This window comes from Streptomyces inhibens, assembly GCF_022221585.1.
Lineage (GTDB): Bacteria > Actinomycetota > Actinomycetes > Streptomycetales > Streptomycetaceae > Streptomyces > Streptomyces inhibens.
The window spans coordinates 4,722,096-4,743,794 of record NZ_CP084681.1 but is presented as its reverse complement, the minus strand read 5'-3'; the positions used below and the strand labels follow the sequence as shown (position 1 = coordinate 4,743,794).

The 21,699-nt window shown below is 69.7% G+C and carries 17 protein-coding genes and 4 tRNA genes; 10 read left to right on the top strand and 11 right to left on the bottom strand.

Going from position 1 to position 21,699, the window contains the following annotated elements; all coding sequences use genetic code 11:
* Window positions 1–188 precede the first annotated feature (188 nt).
* The 4 genes from purS (at window position 189) to KI385_RS21640 (ending at window position 4,372) form a co-directional block, all read left to right on the top strand.
* The gene (purS, locus tag KI385_RS21655) at window positions 189–452 is read left to right on the top strand and encodes a phosphoribosylformylglycinamidine synthase subunit PurS (protein ID WP_083106018.1); all 264 of its coding nucleotides are present in this window, start codon (window positions 189–191) and stop codon (window positions 450–452) included.
* On the top strand, window positions 449–1,129 hold the full coding sequence (purQ, locus tag KI385_RS21650; protein WP_238573833.1) for a phosphoribosylformylglycinamidine synthase subunit PurQ: 681 nt from the start codon (window positions 449–451) through the stop codon (window positions 1,127–1,129). The genes purS and purQ overlap by 4 nt, the downstream gene beginning before the upstream one ends.
* The gene (gene purL, locus KI385_RS21645) at window positions 1,126–3,399 is read left to right on the top strand and encodes a phosphoribosylformylglycinamidine synthase subunit PurL (protein WP_238573832.1); all 2,274 of its coding nucleotides are present in this window, start codon (window positions 1,126–1,128) and stop codon (window positions 3,397–3,399) included. Before purQ ends, purL begins: the two co-directional genes overlap by 4 nt.
* Before the next feature lie 175 nt (window positions 3,400–3,574).
* Window positions 3,575–4,372: a maleylpyruvate isomerase family mycothiol-dependent enzyme gene (locus tag KI385_RS21640; RefSeq protein ID WP_238573831.1), complete on the top strand. Its 798-nt coding sequence runs from the start codon at window positions 3,575–3,577 to the stop codon at window positions 4,370–4,372.
* Between the two features lie 105 nt (window positions 4,373–4,477).
* Here KI385_RS21640 and KI385_RS21630 read toward each other — a convergent pair whose 3' ends face one another.
* Together KI385_RS21630 and KI385_RS44615 are read right to left on the bottom strand one after the other, a co-directional pair.
* Window positions 4,478–6,022 carry a sulfatase family protein gene (locus tag KI385_RS21630; RefSeq protein WP_238573830.1) on the bottom strand — a complete coding sequence of 515 codons (1,545 nt, stop codon included), beginning with the start codon at window positions 6,020–6,022 and terminating at the stop codon, window positions 4,478–4,480.
* Window positions 6,023–6,312: 290 nt separating this feature from the next.
* Window positions 6,313–6,447 (bottom strand): putative leader peptide, encoded by a 135-nt coding sequence (locus KI385_RS44615; protein ID WP_397886441.1) that lies wholly within the window; start codon window positions 6,445–6,447, stop codon window positions 6,313–6,315.
* Between the two features lie 127 nt (window positions 6,448–6,574).
* On the opposite strand from KI385_RS44615, the gene purF reads away from it, so the two are divergent.
* Together purF and purM are read left to right on the top strand one after the other, a co-directional pair.
* Window positions 6,575–8,134: an amidophosphoribosyltransferase gene (gene purF / locus KI385_RS21625; protein WP_238573829.1), complete on the top strand. Its 1,560-nt coding sequence runs from the start codon at window positions 6,575–6,577 to the stop codon at window positions 8,132–8,134.
* A 34-nt stretch (window positions 8,135–8,168) separates the two neighbouring features.
* The gene (gene purM / locus KI385_RS21620) at window positions 8,169–9,236 is read left to right on the top strand and encodes a phosphoribosylformylglycinamidine cyclo-ligase (RefSeq protein WP_238573828.1); all 1,068 of its coding nucleotides are present in this window, start codon (window positions 8,169–8,171) and stop codon (window positions 9,234–9,236) included.
* A 131-nt stretch (window positions 9,237–9,367) separates the two neighbouring features.
* Here purM and KI385_RS21615 read toward each other — a convergent pair whose 3' ends face one another.
* The gene (locus KI385_RS21615) at window positions 9,368–9,619 is read right to left on the bottom strand and encodes a DUF3073 domain-containing protein (protein WP_238573827.1); all 252 of its coding nucleotides are present in this window, start codon (window positions 9,617–9,619) and stop codon (window positions 9,368–9,370) included.
* Window positions 9,620–9,938: 319 nt separating this feature from the next.
* Window positions 9,939–11,054: a Leu/Phe/Val dehydrogenase gene (locus KI385_RS21610; RefSeq protein WP_128511811.1), complete on the bottom strand. Its 1,116-nt coding sequence runs from the start codon at window positions 11,052–11,054 to the stop codon at window positions 9,939–9,941.
* A 196-nt stretch (window positions 11,055–11,250) separates the two neighbouring features.
* On the opposite strand from KI385_RS21610, the gene KI385_RS21605 reads away from it, so the two are divergent.
* Both KI385_RS21605 and bldC read left to right on the top strand, forming a co-directional pair.
* Window positions 11,251–12,087: a DUF8083 family protein gene (locus KI385_RS21605; protein ID WP_238573826.1), complete on the top strand. Its 837-nt coding sequence runs from the start codon at window positions 11,251–11,253 to the stop codon at window positions 12,085–12,087.
* Window positions 12,088–12,601: 514 nt separating this feature from the next.
* Window positions 12,602–12,808 carry a developmental transcriptional regulator BldC gene (bldC, locus tag KI385_RS21600; protein ID WP_003949541.1) on the top strand — a complete coding sequence of 69 codons (207 nt, stop codon included), beginning with the start codon at window positions 12,602–12,604 and terminating at the stop codon, window positions 12,806–12,808.
* Between the two features lie 530 nt (window positions 12,809–13,338).
* Here the strand turns inward: bldC and KI385_RS21595 are convergent.
* From KI385_RS21595 to hrpA, 3 genes are all read right to left on the bottom strand, one after another.
* Complete coding sequence (locus KI385_RS21595) at window positions 13,339–13,572, bottom strand: DUF6274 family protein (protein ID WP_238573825.1); 234 nt, start codon at window positions 13,570–13,572, stop codon at window positions 13,339–13,341.
* Between the two features lie 251 nt (window positions 13,573–13,823).
* Window positions 13,824–13,898, bottom strand: a tRNA-Asp gene (locus tag KI385_RS21590).
* Between the two features lie 95 nt (window positions 13,899–13,993).
* Window positions 13,994–18,010 (bottom strand): ATP-dependent RNA helicase HrpA, encoded by a 4,017-nt coding sequence (hrpA, locus tag KI385_RS21585; protein ID WP_238577786.1) that lies wholly within the window; start codon window positions 18,008–18,010, stop codon window positions 13,994–13,996.
* 264 nt (window positions 18,011–18,274) lie between these two features.
* On the opposite strand from hrpA, the gene KI385_RS21580 reads away from it, so the two are divergent.
* Together KI385_RS21580 and KI385_RS21575 are read left to right on the top strand one after the other, a co-directional pair.
* Window positions 18,275–19,330, top strand: a complete 1,056-nt coding sequence (locus KI385_RS21580) for an ABC-2 transporter permease (RefSeq protein WP_238573824.1) — start codon at window positions 18,275–18,277, stop codon at window positions 19,328–19,330.
* A gap of 66 nt (window positions 19,331–19,396) precedes the next feature.
* Window positions 19,397–19,633, top strand: coding sequence for a hypothetical protein (locus KI385_RS21575; protein ID WP_238573823.1), 237 nt, complete (start codon window positions 19,397–19,399; stop codon window positions 19,631–19,633).
* A 44-nt stretch (window positions 19,634–19,677) separates the two neighbouring features.
* On the opposite strand, the gene KI385_RS21570 is transcribed toward KI385_RS21575, so the two are convergent.
* From KI385_RS21570 to KI385_RS21555, 4 genes are all read right to left on the bottom strand, one after another.
* Window positions 19,678–19,751, bottom strand: a tRNA-Phe gene (locus KI385_RS21570).
* Window positions 19,752–19,755: 4 nt separating this feature from the next.
* A tRNA-Asp gene (locus KI385_RS21565) sits at window positions 19,756–19,830 on the bottom strand.
* Between the two features lie 48 nt (window positions 19,831–19,878).
* Window positions 19,879–19,951: transfer RNA gene (locus KI385_RS21560), tRNA-Glu, on the bottom strand.
* An 82-nt stretch (window positions 19,952–20,033) separates the two neighbouring features.
* On the bottom strand, window positions 20,034–21,692 hold the full coding sequence (locus KI385_RS21555; RefSeq protein WP_238573822.1) for a metallophosphoesterase family protein: 1,659 nt from the start codon (window positions 21,690–21,692) through the stop codon (window positions 20,034–20,036).
* Between the last annotated feature and the right edge of the window lie 7 nt (window positions 21,693–21,699).

Genomic DNA, 21,699 nt, shown 5'->3' with positions numbered 1-21,699 from the left:
AAGCCCAGTTAATTTTGTCAGCGTGTCTTCCCGCAATCCGGACCCTGGATCTTTTCGAGGATTTTCCCTGAGGCGCACTCCTGTCGATACCGGACCGTGATCGGGCGCTCTGGATATCTATGCGCGTAGATTTTCGAACACGGTACTGTGATGACACCGCCTTACGCACCACACCACCGGGAGTGCCAGTGGCACGCGTCGTAGTCGACGTCATGCTCAAGCCGGAGATCCTCGACCCGCAGGGCCAGGCGGTGCAGCGCGCACTGCCACGCCTGGGTTTCGAGGGGATCGCCGACGTCCGTCAGGGCAAGCGTTTCGAACTTGAGGTGGAGGGTCCGGTCGACGACGCCGCCCTCGCTCGCATCCATGAGATGGCCGAGACCTTCCTCGCCAACACCGTCATCGAAGACTTCACCGTCCGGGTCGACGAACCAGCCGAGGCCGGGTCATGACCGCTCGTATCGGAGTCATTACCTTCCCCGGCACCCTCGACGACCGCGACACCCAGCGCGCGGTCCGGGTGGCCGGTGCCGAACCGGTGCCGCTGTGGCACCGCGACAAGGACCTCAAGCAGGTCGACGCCGTGGTTCTGCCCGGCGGCTTCTCCTACGGCGACTACCTGCGGGCCGGGGCCATCTCCCGTTTCTCGCCGGTGATGGAGACCGTTATCGAGCAGGCCAAGGCCGGCATGCCGGTTCTTGGTATCTGCAACGGCTTCCAGGTGCTCACCGAGTCCCACCTGCTGCCCGGCGCCATGCTGCGCAACAACCATCTGCACTTCATCTGCCGCGACCAGAAGCTGCGGGTGGAGAACGCGGAGACCTCCTGGACCGCGGATTACACATCCGGCCAGGAGATCAGCATCCCGCTGAAGAACATCGACGGCCGGTACGTCGCCGACGACCGCACCCTCGACATGCTCGAGGCCGAGGGCCGGGTCGCCTTCCGTTACCTGGACGGGAACCCCAACGGCTCGCTCCGCGACATCGCCGGCATCACCAATGAGGCGGGCAATGTCGTCGGCCTCATGCCGCACCCCGAGCACGCCGTCGAGCCGCTGATCGGTACGGGCCGTACCGACGGCCTCGGATTCTTCACCTCGATCCTGAAGAAGCTGGTCAACGCATGACTCTCGACACCGTCAAGCACGCAACCGAGACGCCGGACACCGACCAGCCGTGGGCCGAACTCGGCCTGAAGCAGGACGAGTACGCGCGGATCCGCGAAATCCTCGGCCGCCGCCCGACCGGTGCCGAGCTCGCCATGTACTCCGTCATGTGGTCCGAGCACTGCTCCTACAAGAGCAGCAAGGTCCATCTGAAGCAGTTCGGCGAGAAGGCCCCCGAGAACGACGCCATGCTCGTCGGCATCGGCGAGAACGCCGGTGTCGTCGACGTCGGCCAGGGTTACGCCGTCACCTTCAAGGTCGAGTCGCACAACCACCCCTCGTACATCGAGCCCTACCAGGGCGCGGCCACCGGCGTCGGCGGCATCGTCCGCGACATCCTCGCCATGGGCGCCCGTCCGGTCGCGGTCGTCGACCCGCTGCGGTTCGGTGCCGCCGACCACCCCGACACCAAGCGTGTCCTGCCGGGTGTCGTCGCCGGTATCGGTGGCTACGGCAACTGCCTGGGTCTGCCCAACATCGGCGGCGAGGTCGTCTTCGACGCCTGCTACCAGGGCAACCCGCTGGTCAACGCCGGCTGCATCGGTGTGATGAAGCACGAGGACATCCACCTCGCCAAGGCGTCCGGCACCGGCAACAAGGTCATCCTGTACGGCGCCCGCACGGGCGGCGACGGCATCGGCGGCGTCTCGGTCCTCGCCTCCGAGACCTTCGACTCGACCGGTCCGGCCAAGCGCCCGGCCGTCCAGGTCGGTGACCCCTTCCAGGAGAAGCTCCTCATCGAGTGCACGCTCGAGATCTTCAAGGAGCAGCTGGTCGCGGGCATCCAGGACCTGGGTGGTGCCGGCCTGTCCTGCGCGACGAGCGAGCTGGCGAGCGCCGGCAGCGGCGGTATGCGCGTCGAGCTGGACTCCGTACCGCTGCGCGATGCGACCCTCTCGCCCGAGGAAATCCTCATGAGCGAGTCGCAGGAGCGCATGTGCGCCATCGTCGAGCCGGACAAGGTCGACCGCTTCCTCGCGATCTGCGAGAAGTGGGACGTCATCGCCACCGTCATCGGTGAGGTGACCGAGGGCGAGCGCCTGGAGATCTTCTGGCACGGCGAGCAGATCGTCGACGTACCGCCGCGGTCGGTGGCTCACGAGGGTCCGACCTACCACCGGCCCTACGCGCGCCCGGAGTGGCAGGACGCCCTCCAGGCCGACGACGCGAGCAAGCTGCCCCGTCCGGCGGACGCGGACGAGCTGCGCGCGCAGGTCCTGAAGCTGGTCGCGCACCCGAACCAGGCCTCCAAGGCGTGGATCACCGACCAGTACGACCGTTTCGTGCAGGGCAACACCGTCCTCGCGCAGCCGGAGGACTCCGGCATGGTCCGTATCGACGAGGACACCAACCTCGGTGTCGCGATGGCCACGGACGGCAACGGCCGGTACACCAAGCTCGACCCGTACGCGGGTGCGCAGCTGGCGCTGGCCGAGGCGTACCGCAATGTCGCCGCGTCCGGGGCCAAGCCGCTGGCGGTCTCCGACTGCCTGAACTTCGGTTCGCCCGAGGACCCGGCGGTGATGTGGCAGTTCGCCGAGGCCACCCGCGGTCTCGCCGACGCCTGCCAGACCCTTGGCACGCCCGTCACCGGCGGCAATGTCTCGCTCTACAACCAGACCGGTGAGGTGGCGATCCACCCGACCCCGGTCGTGGCGGTGCTCGGCGTCATCGACGATGTGAATCGCCGTACGCCGATCGCGTTCGCGGACGAGGGCCACCTGATCTACCTGCTGGGCGACACCCGTGAGGAGCTGGGCGGCTCGGCCTGGTCGCAGGTGGTGCACGAGCACCTCGGCGGTCTGCCGCCCAAGGTCGATCTGGCCCGTGAGGAGCTGCTGGCGGAGATCCTGATCTCGGCCTCGCGTGACGGCATGATCGACGCCGCGCACGACCTCTCCGACGGCGGTCTGATCCAGGCGCTGGTCGAGTCGTGCCTGCGCGGTGGCAAGGGCGCTCGCCTGGTGATCCCGGAAACCGCTGCCGACGGCGACTCCGCCGCCGGCGACCCGTTCCTGCTGCTGTTCTCCGAGTCGGCGGGCCGGGCGATCGTCGCCGTTCCGCGCAGCGAGGAGCTCCGCTTCACCGACATGTGCGGTGCGCGGGGGCTGCCGGCCACCCGGATCGGTGTGGTCGACGGCGATGAGATCGACGTCCAGGGCCAGTTCAGCATCCCGCTGAGCGAGCTGAAGGAGCTGCACGAGGGCACCATCCCGGGCCTTATCGCCTGAGCCGGCCGGCGCGCGGTGCCGCGCCGGCCCACGGCGTTGCGACGGTCCGTCCCCTTGGGGGCGGGCCGTCGGCGTTTTCCCTGGTGGCGAAGGTCCGCGGGAGACCCGTACGGACCCGCCGGCCGTTCGGAACAACCCCGCGCGACCGCCCCGCCCCCGCAGTAGCCTCGGCGCCATGTCACCCGCCCGCGGTACGTCCCGCACCCGCAGCTACGACCCCGCCAAGACCCGCGCCGCCGCCCTCGCACAGTTCGAGCATGTCCGCGCGGCCGTGGGGGAGCTGACGCCTGATCAGTTCGCGCTGCCGACCCGGCTCGGCGACTGGACGGTGCGGGAGCTGGTGGCACATCTGGCCATGGCGGTCGGCAGCGTGGCGCGCAATCTCCGGCAGCCGGTCCCGCCGCAGCCGGAGACCGCCCTGCTGGACTGGCCGTTCGCGACCGCGCCGCTCGCCGCCGGGATCGACGACGACACCCGCGCGCTGGCCGACGGCAACGACCCCGTGGAGCTGCTTGCGCGCACCGCCGAGGAGTTCGCCGAGGCGCTCCCGCCGGTCCCCGACGACCGGCCGCTGCCCACCCGTGTGGGCGCGATGCGGCTGGCCGACTTCCTGGTCACCCGCTGCGTCGAACTCGTCGTGCACACCGACGACCTGGCCGCGGCGACCGGCGCCGAGATCCCGTACGACCGCCATGCCCTGGCCACCACCACCCGGCTGCTGGCCGACGCGCTGGCCGTGAAGGCGCCCGGCGGATCGGTCGAGGTCCGGGTGCCGCCGTTCGCCGTGGTGCAGTGCGTCGAAGGCCCCAAGCACACCCGTGGCACCCCGCCGAACGTCGTCGAGACCGATCCGCTGACCTGGATCCGGCTGGCCACCGGCCGTACGGCCTGGGCCGAGGCGCTGGACGCGGCGGCCGTCAGCGCCAGCGGCGAGCGGGCCGACATCGGCGGGTATCTGCCCGTCCTCAGCTGAGCCGGGGAGCGGGGAGCGGGGAGCGGGAAGGGGGAAGCGGGGAGCGGGCGGCCGGTGGGCGGTGGGCGGTGGGCGCACCCCGAGGGTGTGCCCGCCCCCCCCGCATCACCCCTGCGGATACGGCAGCAACGTGTCGTCCACCGCCTCCCACGCCGCCCGCAGCCGGCCCAGCAGCCGCTGTTCCCCCGCCGCCTTGTCGGCCTGCTCGCGCGGATCGGTGGCGATATGGAAGAGCTGGTCCTTGCCGCCCTTGCCCCGGTAGTACTTCCAGTCGCCGCGCCGCAGCGCCCGCTCGCCGCGCACCCGCCAGAACAGATCGCGCTCGGCGAGATGCTCACCGCGCAGCAGATGGCCCGCCAGGCTCGTACCGTCCAGCGGGTAGGCGCGGTCCGGGCGGGCGCCCGCGATCTCCAGCAGGGTGGCCGTCCAGTCCGGGGTGAACACCGGCTCATGGCTGACCTGCCCGGCATCGAGCCGGGCGGGCCAGCGTACGAGGGTGGGCACCCGGATGCCGCCCTCCTGGAGCGACGCCTTGTTGCCGGACAGCGGCCAGTTGTACGACCAGCGCTCGCCGCCGTTGTCGCTGGCGAAGAAGACCAGGGTGTCCTCCTCCTGGCCGGAGCGCCTGAGGGCGGCCAGCACCTCGCCGACCGAGCGGTCCAGGTCCTCGACCATCTCCCGGTACTTCGCCAGCGAGCCGCCGTCCCGGTGCTGCAGGGCCCCCGGCTCGCCCGCCTTGATCCGGCGGACGATCTCCGCGCTCTCCGCCTCGTCGCCGTCCGCGATCCATGGCCAGTGGGGAGTGGTGAAGTTCAGGTTGAGCAGCCACGGCCGGTCCTGGTGCCGCGTGTCGGAGCGACCGTCCGATGCGGCTGCCTTTCCCGCCTGTGTGAGGTGGTCGACGGCCCGCTCGGTGATGATCCGCGTGTAATAGCGCAGGTCCTTGTACTCGGCATCGCCCTCGTAGAGGTCGTACTCGCCGGCGAGACCCAGCTTCGAGTAGTACTCCAGCGCCCCGCCGAAGTTCCCGAAGAAGGTGTCCCAGCCCGACCGGGTGGGGCTGTAGTCCGGCAGATAGCCGCAGTGCCACTTGCCGATCAGCGCCGTCGCATAGCCCGCCTCGCGCAGCAGGGAGGCGAGCGTGGGGTGGTCGGGCGCGAGACCGGCGCTCTTGTCGGCGATCGGTTCGGCCAGTCCGCCTTTGGTGCGGCCCGGGAAACGGCCCGTATAGAGGGAGAAGCGGGTGGGGGAGCAGGTCGCCGAGCCCGCGTACGCCTGGGTGAAGCGGACGCCCTGACGGGCCAGCCGGTCCAGATGCGGTGTCCGGATGTCGGGTGCGCCGTACGAGGAGAGATCCGCCCAGCCCAGGTCGTCGCCCAGGATGAAGAGGATGTTGGGGCGCCGCGAGCGCCGGCCCGGGGTGGCGCGGAAGGGCCGCTCCTGCGGGCCGGCGGTGGCGGCAGCGGCGCTCGTCGCGCCCACGACCGAGGCGACGGCACCGAGTCCGCCGACGGCGGCCGCGGTACCGGCGCCGGCGAGCCCGCCGAAGGTTCGGCGCGATATCGCGGCGGATCCGGAGGTGGATCCGGAGGCGGCCGCAGATGCGGATCTATCGGAGTTTTCGGGCGTGGAAGGGGCGGCGGAGGTCATCGATTCGGCTCTCCAGGGTGGACGTGACGGGTCGCGGCGCGAGCTACGGCCGGCGGGAACGGCGGCGGGCGGAGACGGCGTCGCGTATCTCACACAGGCGGGACGGCGCCCCTGGCCGGCAAACCCGGCACAGGCGAGCAAGGGGTGCATACCGGGTGGGCGGCGAAAGAGGCGGGAAGTGGAACGCGAAAGTCCGTAAGGCCGCGGCGAAAGCGCAGCTCAGAAGGGCGGACGGGGGATCGGGGAAGATCCGGAACGCGGTTGTCGCGCCCGGCCGTCGCTACCCGCAGCTACTGCGCCGATCCGCAGCGACAGATGGCGCTCGCGACCCGACCGAGGTCGACATGGCGGCGCCGCACCAGGCGCTGCGCGAGGCGGGGCACCCGGTGACACACCAGGTGCGCCAAGGGCTGCGGGGTCTGCATGGGTCGAAATCCTGTCGGGATGGCCGTGACCACGTCAAGCATGCTTAACGCGCCGTTCATGCACTCATCCAGATTCGCGGCCATCCCCGGTTCGGATGAATCCGCGACCTGCCCTAGACTCGGGGGCGTGCCACGTGGTGACGGACGACTCAACCACGACCTGCTCCCCGGTGAGAAGGGCCCCCAGGACGCTTGCGGCGTCTTCGGTGTCTGGGCTCCGGGTGAAGAGGTCGCCAAACTCACCTATTTCGGGCTGTACGCGCTGCAGCACCGTGGACAGGAGTCCGCGGGCATCGCAGTGAGCAACGGCTCCCAGATCCTCGTTTTCAAGGACATGGGCCTGGTTTCCCAGGTCTTCGACGAGACTTCGCTCGGCTCCCTCCAGGGCCATATCGCCGTGGGCCATGCCCGCTACTCCACCACCGGTGCCTCGGTGTGGGAGAACGCCCAGCCGACGTTCCGTGCCACCGCGCACGGCTCGATCGCGCTCGGCCACAACGGCAACCTGGTCAACACCGCCGAGCTGGCGGATCTGGTCGCCGCGCTGCCCCGTGAGGGCGGCCGCGCGACCCAGGTCGCGGCCACCAATGACACCGATCTCGTGACGGCGCTGCTGGCCGGCCAGGTGGACGAGGACGGCAAGCCGCTGACCGTCGAGGAGGCCGCCCCGCGCGTCCTTCCGAAGGTCATGGGCGCCTTCTCGCTCTGCTTCATGGACGAGCACACGCTCTACGCCGCCCGTGACCCGCAGGGCATCCGCCCGCTGGTCCTGGGCCGTCTGGAGCGCGGCTGGGTGGTCGCCTCCGAGACCGCCGCCCTCGACATCTGCGGTGCCAGCTTCATCCGGGAGATCGAGCCCGGCGAGATGGTCGCCATCGATGAGAACGGCCTGCGCAGCAGCCGTTTCGCCGAGGCTCGCCCCAAGGGCTGCGTCTTCGAGTACGTCTACCTCGCCCGCCCGGACACCGACATCGCCGGCCGCAATGTGTACCTCTCCCGTGTGGAGATGGGCCGCAGGCTGGCCGCCGAAGCCCCGGCCGACGCCGACCTGGTGATAGCGACGCCGGAGTCCGGCACGCCCGCCGCCGTCGGATACGCCGAGGCCAGTGGCATCCCCTACGGTTCCGGCCTGGTCAAGAACTCCTACGTCGGCCGGACCTTCATCCAGCCCTCGCAGACCATCCGCCAGCTGGGCATCCGGCTGAAGCTGAACCCGCTGAAGGAAGTCATCCGCGGCAAGCGCCTGGTGGTCGTCGACGACTCGATCGTCCGCGGCAACACCCAGCGCGCCCTCGTACGGATGCTCCGCGAGGCCGGCGCGGCCGAGATCCACATCCGGATCTCCTCCCCGCCGATCAAGTGGCCGTGCTTCTTCGGCATCGACTTCGCCACCCGCGCCGAGCTGATCGCCAACGGCCTGTCGGTCGAGGAGATCGGCAAGTCCCTGGGCGCCGACTCGCTGGCGTACATCTCCATCGACGGCATGATCGAGGCGACCACCATCGCCAAGCCGAATCTGTGCCGCGCCTGCTTCGACGGCGAATACCCGATGGAGCTGCCGGACCCGGAGCTCCTGGGCAAGCACCTCCTGGAGACGGAGACCGCGGCCCCGGCCAAGTCCGATGTGGACGGCGTCCAGACGCTCACCGCCGGGATCGGCGGCGCCGACGCGCTGCGTCGCCCGTAGAGCTCGTACACACACGACACGAAAGTTCTCAGCCATGCCCGAGACCACTGGTGCCAGCTACGCAGCCGCGGGCGTCGACATCGAAGCCGGCGACCGCGCCGTGGACCTGATGAAGGAGTGGGTGAAGAAGGCCACCCGCCCCGAGGTCGTCGGCGGACTCGGCGGCTTCGCCGGCCTCTTCGACGCCTCGGCGCTGAAGCGCTACGAGCGTCCGCTGCTGGCCTCGGCCACCGACGGCGTCGGCACGAAGGTCGACATCGCACGCAAGATGGGCGTCTACGACAGCATCGGCCACGACCTCGTCGGCATGGTCGTCGACGACCTGGTCGTCTGCGGCGCCGAGCCGCTGTTCATGACCGACTACATCTGCGTCGGCAAGGTCTACCCCGAGCGGGTCGCCGCGATCGTCAAGGGCATCGCCGAGGGCTGTGTGCTGGCCGGCTGTGCGCTGGTCGGCGGTGAGACCGCGGAGCACCCGGGGCTGCTGGGTGCGGACGAGTTCGATGTCGCCGGCGCCGGCACGGGTGTCGTCGAGGCGGACCGGGTGCTGGGCGCGGACCGCATCCGTACGGGCGACGCGGTGATCGCGATGGCGTCCTCCGGACTTCACTCCAACGGGTACTCGCTGGTCCGCCATGTGCTCTTCGACCGGGCGGGCATGGCCCTGGACCGGGAGGTCCCGGAGTTCGGCCGCACGCTGGGCGAGGAGCTGCTGGAGCCCACCAAGATCTACTCGCTGGACTGCCTGGCGCTGACCCGTACGACCGAGGTGCACGCCTTCTCGCACATCACCGGCGGCGGTCTGGCCAACAACCTCGCCCGGGTGATCCCGGACGGGCTGCACGCCACCGTCGACCGCGCCACCTGGACGCCGGGTCCGGTCTTCGATCTGGTCGGCTCGGCCGGCTCGGTCGAGCGCCTGGAGCTGGAGAAGACCCTGAACATGGGCGTCGGCATGATCGCCGTCGTCCCGCAGGAGTCGGTGGAGGCCGCCCTGACCACGCTCGCCGACCGCGGGGTGGACGCCTGGGTCAGCGGTGAGATCGTCGAGCGTGGCGACCACGCCGAGGCTGTGACCCTGACCGGTACGTATTCACGATAGATGCAGCCACGAGCTGAGCCGTGTGGCCGCCGCAACGGCGGCGGCCATCTGGGCAGCACAGAACCCGGCCCGGGCAAAGCCCTGGACCGGGTCCGTGATGATGTTATGGGTGCCGCGAGCGCGCAGAGCGGTCAAGCGCGACGACGCTGCTGGGACGAGTCGCCCTCGTCCTCATCGTCGTCGTCGCTGTTGTACAGATCTGCGTACCGTGCGTACGGGTCGTCGTCCTCGTCCTCCTCGAACGGCTCAGCGTTCGGAGGCTGCTGGTTCGACGGTGATGCACCCAGCTCGTCGGCCAGTCGTGAGAGATCCGTCCCACCGCTGCTGTACTTCAGCTGGCGGGCGACCTTTGTCTGCTTGGCCTTGGCCCGGCCGCGCCCCATGGGTCGACCCCCTCAATGACGGGGCTCGATGGCCCCAGAGTCTTGACACGCGTTCATGGATCAGAGCGGGCTCTCGACAGAGAGACCGGCCCGTAGGGCTTTAACGGTACCTGCTTCCGCGGCCATACGGTACGTCGCCCGCATCACCCGCCGCTCGGCATGACCTGCGAGGCGCCCCGTCCCCGCTGGTCAACTGCGATTTTAACCTGTCCTGTACGGCGACCCGCCGACGGGTGGTGAGGGAAGTCTCCCCGACCGCCCGTGGCGGGCCGCGCAAGGCTGTGTTTCCGGCCGACAAGGCCGGTTTTTCCGGCCGTGGTCAGGCGTGCCGCGCCTCCGCCATGCGCTGCTCGGCCAGTCGGTCGGCGGCCGCGGCGGGCGGAATGCCATCGGCCTTCGCACGAGCGAATATGGCCAGTGTGGTGTCGAAGATCTTCGCCGCCTTGGTCTTGCAGCGGTCGAAGTCGAAGCCGTGCAGCTCGTCGGCCACCTGGATGACGCCGCCGGCGTTCACCACGTAATCGGGCGCGTAGAGGATGCCGCGGTCGGACAGATCCTTCTCGACTCCCGGGTGCGCGAGCTGGTTGTTGGCCGCGCCGCACACCACCTTCGCGGTCAGCACCGGCACCGAGTCGTCGCTGAGCGCCCCGCCCAGCGCGCACGGCGCGTACACGTCCAGGCCCTCGGTACGGATCAGCGCCTCGGTGTCCGCGGCGACGGCCACCTGCGGGTGCTTGGCGCGGACACGGTCCACCGACTCGCCGCGTACATCCGTGATCACGACCTCGGCGCCGTCCTTGAGGAGGTGCTCGACGAGGAGGTGGCCCACCTTGCCGACGCCCGCGACGCCCACCTTGCGGCCGCGCAGCGTCGGGTCGCCCCACGCGTGCTGGGCCGAGGCGCGCATGCCCTGGAAGACGCCGTAGGCGGTCAGGACGGAGGAGTCGCCGGCGCCGCCGTTCTCGGGGGAGCGGCCGGTGGTCCACTTGTTCGTACGGGCGACCACGTCCATGTCGGCGACGTACGTACCGACGTCGCACGCGGTGACATAGCGGCCCCCGAGGGATGCCACGAACCGGCCGTAGGCGAGCAGGAGTTCTTCGGTCTTGATCAGATCGGGGTCACCGATGATCACGGCCTTCCCGCCGCCGTGGTCCAGCCCGGCGAGGGCGTTCTTGTAGGACATGCCGCGCGCGAGGTTCAGGGCGTCCAGCACGGCCTCCTCCTCGGAGGCGTAGGCGTGGAAGCGGGTGCCGCCGAGGGCGGGGCCCAGGGCGGTGCTGTGGATGGCGATCACGGCCTTGAGGCCGCTGGCGCGGTCCTGGCAGAGAACGACCTGCTCATGGCCCCCTTGCTCCGATCGGAACAGGGTGTGCAGAACGCCGTCGGTGCCGGCGGGGGCCGGACGTACGTCAGTCACTGTGGTGACTCCCATAAGTCGCGAAGGACGCCCTCCTGCGGGTGGGGAGGGCCGGTTGAAAAGAGCGTAAGACCTGCGGGGCCGGTTGATCGGTCAGGTGCCGAGGATCACCCTCTCCCGGGGGACGGGCGTGGGACGATCTGGTCGTATCGCAGGCCGGTCGGGGGCCCTCGGGATCTCCCGGGGGCGGACTTTCCTTTAAGGAGCGGGCGTGGCGTTGGCGTCGTCGGTGAAGGTCCCGTATATGGCATATCTACGGGTCTACGAGCCGCTGGCAGCGTTCCCCGAGCCGGAGCGCTCGCACTGGGCGCGTTATGCCAAACGGGAGAACACCCCTACCGCCCAGGACGAGCAGCGCCGGGCCCTGGCCGATCTGCTGCCGACCCCGCCGGTGCCGGTGCCGGTCCACGAGAGCGCGGACGCGTTCATCGCCGTCGTGAACGAGGTGACCTGCGTCTGTCCGTGGCGCACCCGGCTGCGTGGCTGGCAGGCCCTGGAGGCGCTGGAGGAGCTGCTGCCGGCGTCGGTGCTGGATGCGGCGCTGCCCCCGGTGGTGCGGCGGCAGGCGGCCACCGACTACGGGCGGTGGCGCGAGCGCAACCCGGACGCCAGACCGTGGATCCGCGCGGCGACCTGGCATGTTCCGGTCCGCTGGTTCGTGCTGTTCGACGACGGCGAGCGGGAGTATGCGAAGAGTGACCAGGCGCCTGTGCTGCGTTACCGGACGCCGATGGTGCAGGCCAGACGGCGGGTCGCGCGGGGGCTGCGGACGCTGCGGGACGCCCTGGAAGAGGGACCGCTGATCGACGGCCTGGTAGATGTGGGGCGCTGGCTCGAAGAATTCCATCCGCGTTCGCTCGTGGAGCTGGACTACGGAGGGCTGGTGCACGCGGTGCCCGAGGGGCAGCTCGCCGAGGACCGTTCCGCCGCGGAAGTGGCGGAGGGGCTGGCGGCGCTGCGCGAGGGGGACGGCGAGCGGGCCGGGGCCGCGTACGAGAAGCTTTCACAGCGGTGGCGTGCGGTGCGCGAGCGTCAGTTCTCCAGCTGAGCTCCGAAGAAGTGCCAAAGGTTCGTGGCGCGGAAGTGCCGTGTTCGCTTTTCGGTGGTTGGGCGGTAAGGGACGTAGGTCCTTAACCGGGCGATTGCCTCAAGCGTGACCTAAAGCACTGACTTCGGGTCTTGCTCCCAAGCCATACCCTCGTGCCAAAATAGGACAAGGAGCCCGACGTGGGCTCCTTCCGTCCAACTAAGGGCGGATAGATCGGTATTGCGTTCCTTGAGGGGTCTCGTGGCGGCTGAGCACGTTGTGACTGATCGTCACGGCCGTGTGACTGTCCGCTATGGCACGGTCCATCGGCATCCGCCGAGGTTGAACACCTGAGAGGGCAATTCCATCGGTTTGGCCGACGTGGCTGGACGGATGGTGTAGTTGTAGTGCCGAGGACAAGCCGTTCGTCCTATAACCGACTCGGCCCGCGTCCGCCATTTCGGGCAACGTGGGTCAAGGTGCAGAATTTAGAGGAAAGAACCGTGATGGTTCGGTTCTCCCGAGGAGGCCGCTCATGACCGCTCGCACCCCTGACGCCGAGCCGCTGCTGACCCCTGCCGAGGTTGCCACGATGTTCCGCGTGGACCCGAAGACGGTCACCCGTTGGGCCAAGGCAGGCAAGCTCACGTCCATCCGCACGCTCGGAGGACACCGGCGTTACCGCGAGGCTGAGGTCCGCGCACTGCTTGCGGGCATCCCGCAGCAGCGCAGCGAGGCCTGAACAACCGCATAACCAGGTCGTTTTCGGGGCCCCCAACCCGAAAATGCCCACTTCGCACCACATAGCTCGACCTGCTCCACCCACGTTCCACACAGCTCCATACGACGCGGCGCCTGCCCCACAGGCCCCACACCCGCTCCATCTGGGTACGTCATCGATCGCGCTGGACTCCGCCGGGTCCAGCGCGATCTTTTTTGTGTACGCCCGTTCCCGGGCCCGTCAGAGCGGTCGGGCCGGCCTGGCGCCGGCGTCGCCCCGGGCGGCTTTCTGGGTGTCCTGAGAGGCCCTGTGGGGGCCTTTCTCCGCGGACCCTGCGGTCTCGTTCACACGCTGTTCGAGGGTGGTGCAATTGCACATATTAAATTGACCGGTTGTAGGGGGGGTGTAAGTTCCCTGTCCCGTCAAACTTGTTCGGTGACACCCGTCACATGACATGGCGCTTGAAGACGATACGTCCGCTGCGGTAGAGAACTTCCCTCGCCACACTCAACAGCCTGTCACCGCACAGGGCATGGCGCAGGCATCGTCGGTCACCGGGCCGCGGGACTTTCGCCCTCGGCCGCCGACGGCTCGCGGGCGGGCGCGGACCGGGCGGGGGCGGACGCGGGCGCCGCGGGCCCGGAGCGGGCCGTGTGCGGCTCCATGACGAGCCGCTGCAGCTGATGGCAGATGGGGCAGTGCCGCGTCAGATGGCGGTAGCCCGTGGCGGCTGACAGATGGGCCCGTAGCAGCGCCCTGGTCTCGTGCCGTACCGCAGTCGTCATCGCAGATCCCTCCCCGGCCCCACGCTTCCTCTGTGAGTACCGGCGGTACGTGCCGCCGTCAATACGGCGAGCGGCAAACGCGCTACGGCCCGCAGTCGCCGCGGACGGCCCGATCCGGACAGCAGGGCGGCCCGCATGCGGTGTGCGGCCCTGACGGGATGCGCGGTGTCCGACGACGGCGCCATCGCCGGGTGGCCTGATCCGGACAGCAGAACGGCCCGCATCCGATGAGGATGCGGGCCGTAAAAGTGCGGTCCTGACGGGATTTGAACCCGCGGCCTCCACCTTGACAGGGTGGCGAGCACTCCAAACTGCTCCACAGGACCTTGCGTTTCGCTTTCCGCTTGCGGCGGGCTGCGAAGCAAGACTCTACAGCAGGTCAGGGGGTGCGGTCGAACTCGATACCGGTGGCCGTCGCGCGTCAGGGCGCGGCGGCGGTCACGGCCTTCACGATCCGCTTGTCGGAGACCGGATACGCGGTCCCCAGCGCATGCGCGAAGTAGCTCACCCGGAGCTCCTCGATCATCCAGCGGATCTCCAGGGCCGCGGCCGACACCGGGCGGCCGGGCGGGAACTGCTCCAGCAGCCAGGCGTATTCGTCCTGCATCTCCTTCACCTTCGCCATACGGGTGCGGTCCCGCTCGGCGTTGGTGGGCAGCTGCTGCAGCCGACGGTCGGCGGCCACCAGATAGCGCATCAGGTCCGGCAGTCGCTTGGCGCCGTGCGCAGTCACGAAGCCCGGCTTGATCAGGCCCGCCAGCTGTTCCTTGATGTCCGTCAGCGACGGCAGCAGCGAGGGGAACGTGGTGTCCTTCAGCCGGCGTTCGCACGCCTGCCAGGCGGCCAGCACCTCCTGGACCTGCTGGATGGTCCGCAGCGTGACGTCCACCAGGTCGGCGCGGACCGCGTCGAACAGCTTCCGGAAGGACTCCTCGTCCCATGCCGGACCGCCCCGGGCCGTGATCAGACGATCGGCGGCGGCGGTCACACAGTCCTCGAAGAGCGCCCCGATCGAGCCGTGCGGATTACGGGACAGCGCGAGCTTCTGCTGGTTGCTCAGCTTGTCCTGGGCGAACTTGGCAGGGTTGGAGGGGATGTTGAGCAGGATGAGGCGGCGGGTGCCCGCCCACATCGCCGTCAGCTGCTCGGCCTCGGTGTCGAAGAGGCGTACGGCGACGCTGCTGCCCTCGTCGACCAGCGCCGGGTACGCCTTCAGCGGCTGGCCCCCGCGCCGGGTCTCGAAGGTGCGCGGCAGCGTGCCGATCGTCCAGGACGTCAGCCCGGTCCGCTGCTCCGGTCCGGCCGTCGCCGGCCCGTCGCCCGCGCCGCCCTTGCGGTCCTTGGCGGGCCGCTCGGCGGCCTGCTCGAAGGCCTTGGAGATGGCCGCCCGGGTCTTCGGCTTGAGCTTCAGCCGCAGCGCTTCCAGGTCCTTGGCCTCGGCCAGCTTGTGGCGCCGCTCGTCGACCACCCGGAAGGTGATCTTGAGGTGGTCGGGGACCTTGCCGGTGTCGAAGTCGGCGGCCTCGACCGGTACGCCCACCATCCGCTGCAGCCCGGCGGCCAGAGAGGTCGTCAGGGCGCCCTGCAGGGGGACCGTGGAGTCCAGGAAGCGGGCCGCGAAGTTCGGCGCGGGTACGTAGTTGCGCCGGATCGGCTTGGGCAGCGAGCGGATCAGCTCCGTCACCAACTGCTCGCGCAGGCCCGGGATCTGCCAGTCGAAGCCCTCGGAGGAGACCTGGTTGAGGACCTGGAGCGGGATGTGGACGGTCACGCCGTCCGCGTCCGCGCCCGGCTCGAACTGGTAGGTGACCTTGAACTTCAGCTTTCCCTGCCGCCAGGAATCCGGGTAGTCGTCCTTGGTGACGGCCTCGGCGGATTCGTTGATGAGCATCGAGTGCTCGAAGTTGAGCAGCTCCGGCTCTTCCCGCTGCTGCTTCTTCCACCAGGCGTCGAAGTGCGCGCCGGAGACCACATCCGCCGGAATGCGCTGGTCGTAGAAGTCGAAGAGCGTCTCGTCGTCCACGAGGATGTCGCGGCGCCGGGCGCGGTGCTCCAACTCCTCGACCTCGCCGAGAAGTTTGCGGTTGTCATGGAAGAACTGGTGGTGTGTGCGCCAGTCGCCCTCGACCAGGGCGTTGCGGATGAACAGATCGCGCGAGGTCTCCGGGTCGATCCGGCCGTAGGTGATCTTGCGCTGGGCGACGATCGGGACGCCGTAGAGCGTCACCCGCTCGTACGCCATCACCGCGGCCATCTTCTGTTCCCAGTGCGGCTCGCTGTAGGTCCGCTTCACCAGGTGCTGGGCGAGCGGCTCGATCCACTCGGGCTCGATCCTGGCGTTCACCCGCGCCCACAGGCGGGAGGTCTCCACCAGCTCCGCCGACATGACCCAGCGCGGGGGCTTCTTGAAGAGCGCGGAGCCGGGGAAGACCGCGAACTTGGCGCTGCGGGCGCCGAGATACTCGTTCTTGGCGTCCCCTTTGCCCCCGCCCTCCAGCCCGGCATTCTTCAGTCCGATGTGCGAAAGCAAACCAGAAAGCAGCGAGGTGTGAATGTGCTCGGGGGCCGCATCCTCCTCGCTGAGGTGGATGCCCATGGTCTTGGCGACCGAACGCAGCTGGGAGTAGATGTCCTGCCACTCGCGTATCCGGAGATAGTTCAGGAACTCGCTCCGGCACATCCGGCGGAAGGCCGAGGAGGACAGTTCCTTCTGCTGCTCGCGGATATAGCGCCACAGGTTGAGGAAGGCGAGGAAGTCGGAGGTCTCGTCCTTGAAGCGGGCGTGCTGCTGATCGGCCTGCTGCTGCTTGTCGGAGGGCCGCTCGCGCGGATCCTGGATGGACAGCGCGGCCGCGATGACCATGACCTCGCGGACACAGCCGTTGCGGTCCGCCTCCAGCACCATCCGCGCCAGCCGCGGGTCGACCGGCAGCTGGGAGAGCTTGCGCCCGAGCGGGGTGAGCCGCTTTTTGGGGTCCTTCTGCTTGGCGTCCAGCGCCCCGAGCTCGCTCAGCAGATCGACGCCGTCCTTGATGTTGCGGCGGTCCGGCGGGTCGATGAACGGGAACTTCTCGATGTCGCCGAGGCCGGCCGCGGTCATCTGCAGGATGACGGAGGCGAGGTTCGTACGGAGGATCTCCGCGTCGGTGAACTCGGGACGGGAGAGGAAGTCGTCCTCGGAGTAGAGGCGGATGCAGATGCCGTCACTGGTACGGCCGCAGCGGCCCTTGCGCTGATTCGCGCTGGCCTGCGAGATCGGCTCGATGGGCAGCCGCTGGACCTTGGTGCGGTAGCTGTAGCGGGAGATCCGGGCCATGCCCGGGTCGATGACGTACTTGATGCCCGGGACGGTCAGTGAGGTCTCGGCGACGTTCGTGGCCAGCACGATCCGTCTGCCCGTATGGCGCTGGAAGACGCGATGCTGTTCGGCGTGCGAGAGCCGCGCATACAGGGGGAGGACCTCGGTGGCGGGCAGCGCCTTCTTGTTGAGCGCGTCGGCGGTGTCGCGGATCTCCCGCTCGCCGGAGAGGAAGACCAGGATGTCGCCGGGCCCGGCGGCCTTCAGCTCGTCCACGGCGTCGCAGATCGCGGTGATCTGGTCGCGGTCGGCGTCTTGGCCGCCCTCTTCCAGCAGCGGGCGATAGCGCACCTCGACCGGATACGTACGGCCGGAGACCTCGACGATCGGCGCGCTCGGCTTCGCCCCGTCCGCGCTCCCGGAGGTGTCCCGCTCATCGGGCGTGTCGGACGCGTCCACGGAAGCGACGGCGCCGAAGTGGCGCGCGAACCGCTCCGGGTCGATGGTCGCGGAGGTGATCACGATCTTCAGATCCGGGCGCCGGGGCAGCAGCTGCGCCAGATAGCCCATGATGAAGTCGATGTTGAGGCTGCGCTCGTGCGCCTCGTCGATGATGAGCGTGTCGTACTGGCGCAGCTCGCGGTCCGTCTGGATCTCGGCGAGCAGAATGCCGTCGGTCATCAGCTTGACGAGGGTGTCGCCGCCGACCTGGTCCGTGAAGCGGACCTTCCAGCCGACCGCCTCGCCCAGCGGGGTCCTCAGCTCCTCGGCCACCCGCTCGGCGACCGTACGGGCCGCGATCCGGCGCGGCTGGGTGTGCCCGATCAGACCGCGTACGCCCCGGCCGAGCTCCAGACAGATCTTGGGGATCTGGGTCGTCTTGCCGGAGCCGGTCTCACCGGCGACGATCACGACCTGGTGGTCGCGTATCGCGGCGAGGATCTCGTCCTTCTTCTGGCTGACCGGAAGCTCTTCCGGATACCTGATCTCCGGGACCGCGGCCCGCCGCTGGGCGACCCGCAGCTCCGCCTCGTCGATGCCGCCCGCGATCTCGGCGAGCACGGCGGCCCGGGCCTCGGGCTTACGGATCCGGCGCGCGCCGTCGAGCCGGCGCCCCAGCCGCTGCTGGTCGCGCAGCATCAGCTCGGGCAGACGCTCTTGCAGAGCCGGGAGGGCGGGAGCGGCGCTTGCGGGGAGGGTAGGAGCGGTGCTGTCGGGCAGCGTGGGAGCAGTGCCGTCGGGCAGGGCGGAGGCAGGCTGACTGGACATACGTCCCCCAGGATCTCACCTCGGCCAATCGACTGGCGAACCATTTGCCCGCGCGGCCGGATGGTGGACGCCCGGGCCGCCACGGACGAGAGACCTGACCGGGTATGTCCGACATCGTTGCTTTAGCGTGTTCGTATGTTTGATCACCGCGGTGCACACGGCAGGCCCCGGACCGCGGCGGAGAAATGGACGGCCTTCAAGGAGTCGCCGTTCTTCCCCGCGGTCGTGCTGGTCTTCATCGTCGCCGCGGCGGCCGGCCTCTTCGCCGGCTCGTACACCTACGCCATGGCCGATCCGACCCCGCGGCAGATCCCGACCGCCGTGGTCGGCCACCGCCACGCCCCGCAGGAGAAGGCGTTCGTCCTGGGCATGGAGAAGGCCCTGAACGCCCCGCTCCGGCTGACCGGGTACGCCACGTACGGCGAGGCCCGGCGGGCCGTCGACGAGCAGGAGGAGTTCGCGGTGCTGCGGGCCCGCGGCAAGGGTGTGGAGCTGGATGTGTCCGGCGCCTCGGGCGCGACGGTGGCGCAGCTGCTGGCCGAATCAGGGATGAAGGTCGGCCGGGCGACCGGTGTGGACGTCCGGGTCCAGGACATCAAGCCGCTGCAGAAGGGCGACCCGCACGGGCTGGCGCTGTTCTACATCTCGCTGGCCGCGGTGATCGTCGGCTTCGTCGGGGCGATCCAGCTCAGCGTGCACGCCCGCGCCCTCAACCCGGCCGAGCGGATCGCCTTCACCCTGGTCTACGCGCTGCTGGGGGCCTTCGCCATCGCGGCGGTGGTCGACTGGTGGCTGGGCGCGCTGCGGCTGCCGTTCCTGGAGTCCTGGCTGATCCTGGCGCTGACGATGTTCACCTCCGGCATGGTCTTCTCGATGTTCAACACCCTGATGGGGCGCTGGGCGATGATCCCCACCTGGGGACTGATGGTGCTGCTGGGCAACCCTTCCTCGGGCGGCGCGGTCTCCTGGCCGCTGCTGCCGTCCGCCCTCGGCCACATCGGCCGCTGGCTGCCGCCCGGCGCCTCGGTCAACGCCCAGCACACCGCGGTCTACTTCGGCGGCCACCAGCACGCCTTCCCGTTCCTGGTGCTGGCCGGCTGGTCGGTGCTCTCCTGCACGGTCTTTTGGGGCCGGCGGCACCGCCATCCGGGTGGCCGCGAGGTGACACCGGCGCATGCGGCGGCCGGCTGAGGCGGCGGGTCGCGGACGCAGCCACCCCCGTACCGTGCCGCCCCGCCGCTGAGCGAAGATGACCGCATGAACAAGGGATTACGACAGATGGCGGGTGTCGCGACGATGGCCGCCGGCATCGCGTTCGCCGCCTGGCTGGTCTTCGGCGCGCCGCACGACTGGGACGGTGATGTGCGGCTGCTGCGGGCGGCACTGGGCCTGGGGGCGATGGCGGTCATCAGCGGCGGCGCCCGGCTGATCTTCTGGCGGCCGGAGAGTGAGCGCACGCAGAGCATCGAGGGGGCCGACGGGGAGCAGATATGAAGAAGGCCCCGATTCGATGAATCGGGGCCTTCTCCCAAAGGGTGTGGCTGGGGCCGGGGTCGAACCGGCGACCTATCGCTTTTCAGGCGATCGCTCGTACCAACTGAGCTACCCAGCCGCAGCGGTCCTGACGGGATTTGAACCCGCGGCCTCCACCTTGACAGGGTGGCGAGCACTCCAAACTGCTCCACAGGACCTTGCATTGCGCGAGAGCGGCGTGAACCAGTCTCGCACACGGTGATGCGTGCCCCCAACGGGATTCGAACCCGTGCTACCGCCTTGAAAGGGCGGCGTCCTGGGCCACTAGACGATGAGGGCTGGTGGCCACCTTGGCGTCGTTACCGGCGCCGTCGGGGACGTGAGAAGCATATGGGATGGGAGGACCGTTCGCCAAAACGGTTTACCCGTGGCTGTCGGAAGAGCCCCGGGCCGGGTGTGAACGAGGGCCGGACGAGGGCCCTGACGACGGGCCGGGCGGGTGCGATGAACCGGACGGCGAGGGCGTCGCGCCGGGTTGGTTCTCCCGGGGGAGATGACGGCTGACCTCGGCACGGGACAGGCCCAGGCCGCCGAGGGTGATCTCGTCCCACGCCTGCAGCCGCTTCGTCGTCCGGTCCAGATAGAGCACCGAGGCCTGCACCGGCGCGGGCTTCTTGTTCTGCACCGCGCGCAGCCCGCCGCCGCCCGTGGAGCCCTCGACCATCAGCCGGGTGCCCTGGGGGAGCGTGGTGATCTCGCGGTGGTGGAGATGGCCGGCCAGCGCCAGCGGGGCCAGGCCGTCCGCCTCGGTCGCGGCGGTGGGGTTGTGGGCCAGCGCGATATCGACGGGGGTGCCGGCCAGCCGCTGGGTGCGCAGTGCGTCGGCGAGCCGGCCGCCGGCGGTGCGCTCGGCGGGTTCGCCGGCCGCCACCACGGAGCGGTCCGGGGTGAACTGCGGGTCGCCGACGCCGGCGATCCGGGTGACCTTGCCGTTGTCGAGGACGGTGACGTGCCTGCGGCCGGTCAGGTACTTCTGGGTGCTGCGCGAGTCGTGGTTGCCGCGCACCCAGACGTAGGGGGCGCCCAGGGCGGACGCCGGGTCCAGGAAGTGGTTCTCGGCGACCGAGCCGTGGTCCATGGTGTCGCCGGTATCGATGATCACGTTGATCCGGTACTGCTTCACCAGGGAGGCGATGATCTGCCAGCTGCCGGGGTTGAGGTGGATGTCGGAGACATGCAGCACCCGGATGGTGGTGGGGTCCGGCTGGTACGTCGGCAGCGTAGAGGTGGCGTCGTACAGCTTGGTGACGTTGGTGACCAGACGCGCCAACTCCTTTTGGTAGACGTTGAATTCGCTGACGATGTTGCGGGCGTTGCCGACCACGGACGGGGCCGAGGAGAGCAGTCCGGAGAACTTCGGCTCCAAGACGGACCGGGGGTTCCAGGTGGCGTACGCGGTGCCCGCGGAGGCGGCGAGCAGGGCGAGCGCCAGACCGCCGGCGGCCAGTGCGCGGCGCGGGCGGCGGTAGACGGCCAGGCCCAGGGCGGTGGCGCCGGACGCCACGGCGACACAGGAGTGCAGCGCCAGTCCCACGGCGCCGCGGGTGACGTCACGGGTGACCTCGGCCTGCAGGCCGGAGAACCGCTCGGGGTGGTCGACCAGCGCCTGGGAGCGGACCGGATCCAGCCGGTCGACATCGACATCGAGCCGTACGGGCCCGTAGTGGCTGCTCAGTTCCAGGTCGCCGAGCGGCGAGACATTGATCCGGGTGCCGCCGGTCAGTGAGGGGCGCAGCGCCATGGTCGTGTCCATCGGGCCGACGGGGGCGTGGCTGCTGCCGATGAGCAGCAGCCCCAGCCAGGCGCCTAGGACGGTGACGGCTATCAGGCCGAGGGAACGGACGCGGGGGTGCGGTGGCTCGATGAGGGCGGCGGTGGGGGGCGTACGGCGGGAGCGGTAGTCGCGGCGGACGGCCCGGGGCAGCGTGCGTACGCCGTCGAGCCAGGTGAGGAGCAGCCGGGGCAGGGGGGTTTGCGGTATGCCGGGGTGCGGTGTCCGGGAGCGCGCTGCGCGGGCCATTGGTCCC

What these genes read in the sequence shown, in the direction of transcription:
- bldC (WP_003949541.1), top strand. Translation starts at nt 12,602, where the DNA reads ATGACCGCTCGCACCCCTGACGCCGAGCCGCTGCTGACCCCTGCCGAG.
- KI385_RS44615 (WP_397886441.1), bottom strand. Translation starts at nt 6,447, where the DNA reads ATGCAGACCCCGCAGCCCTTGGCGCACCTGGTGTGTCACCGGGTGCCC.
- KI385_RS21630 (WP_238573830.1), bottom strand. Translation starts at nt 6,022, where the DNA reads ATGACCTCCGCCGCCCCTTCCACGCCCGAAAACTCCGATAGATCCGCA.
- KI385_RS21615 (WP_238573827.1), bottom strand. Translation starts at nt 9,619, where the DNA reads ATGGGGCGCGGCCGGGCCAAGGCCAAGCAGACAAAGGTCGCCCGCCAG.
- KI385_RS21575 (WP_238573823.1), top strand. Translation starts at nt 19,397, where the DNA reads ATGAACAAGGGATTACGACAGATGGCGGGTGTCGCGACGATGGCCGCC.
- purL (WP_238573832.1), top strand. Translation starts at nt 1,126, where the DNA reads ATGACTCTCGACACCGTCAAGCACGCAACCGAGACGCCGGACACCGAC.
- KI385_RS21555 (WP_238573822.1), bottom strand. Translation starts at nt 21,692, where the DNA reads ATGGCCCGCGCAGCGCGCTCCCGGACACCGCACCCCGGCATACCGCAA.
- KI385_RS21595 (WP_238573825.1), bottom strand. Translation starts at nt 13,572, where the DNA reads ATGACGACTGCGGTACGGCACGAGACCAGGGCGCTGCTACGGGCCCAT.
- purM (WP_238573828.1), top strand. Translation starts at nt 8,169, where the DNA reads ATGCCCGAGACCACTGGTGCCAGCTACGCAGCCGCGGGCGTCGACATC.
- purQ (WP_238573833.1), top strand. Translation starts at nt 449, where the DNA reads ATGACCGCTCGTATCGGAGTCATTACCTTCCCCGGCACCCTCGACGAC.
- KI385_RS21580 (WP_238573824.1), top strand. Translation starts at nt 18,275, where the DNA reads ATGTTTGATCACCGCGGTGCACACGGCAGGCCCCGGACCGCGGCGGAG.
- hrpA (WP_238577786.1), bottom strand. Translation starts at nt 18,010, where the DNA reads ATGCTGCGCGACCAGCAGCGGCTGGGGCGCCGGCTCGACGGCGCGCGC.
- KI385_RS21640 (WP_238573831.1), top strand. Translation starts at nt 3,575, where the DNA reads ATGTCACCCGCCCGCGGTACGTCCCGCACCCGCAGCTACGACCCCGCC.
- KI385_RS21610 (WP_128511811.1), bottom strand. Translation starts at nt 11,054, where the DNA reads ATGGGAGTCACCACAGTGACTGACGTACGTCCGGCCCCCGCCGGCACC.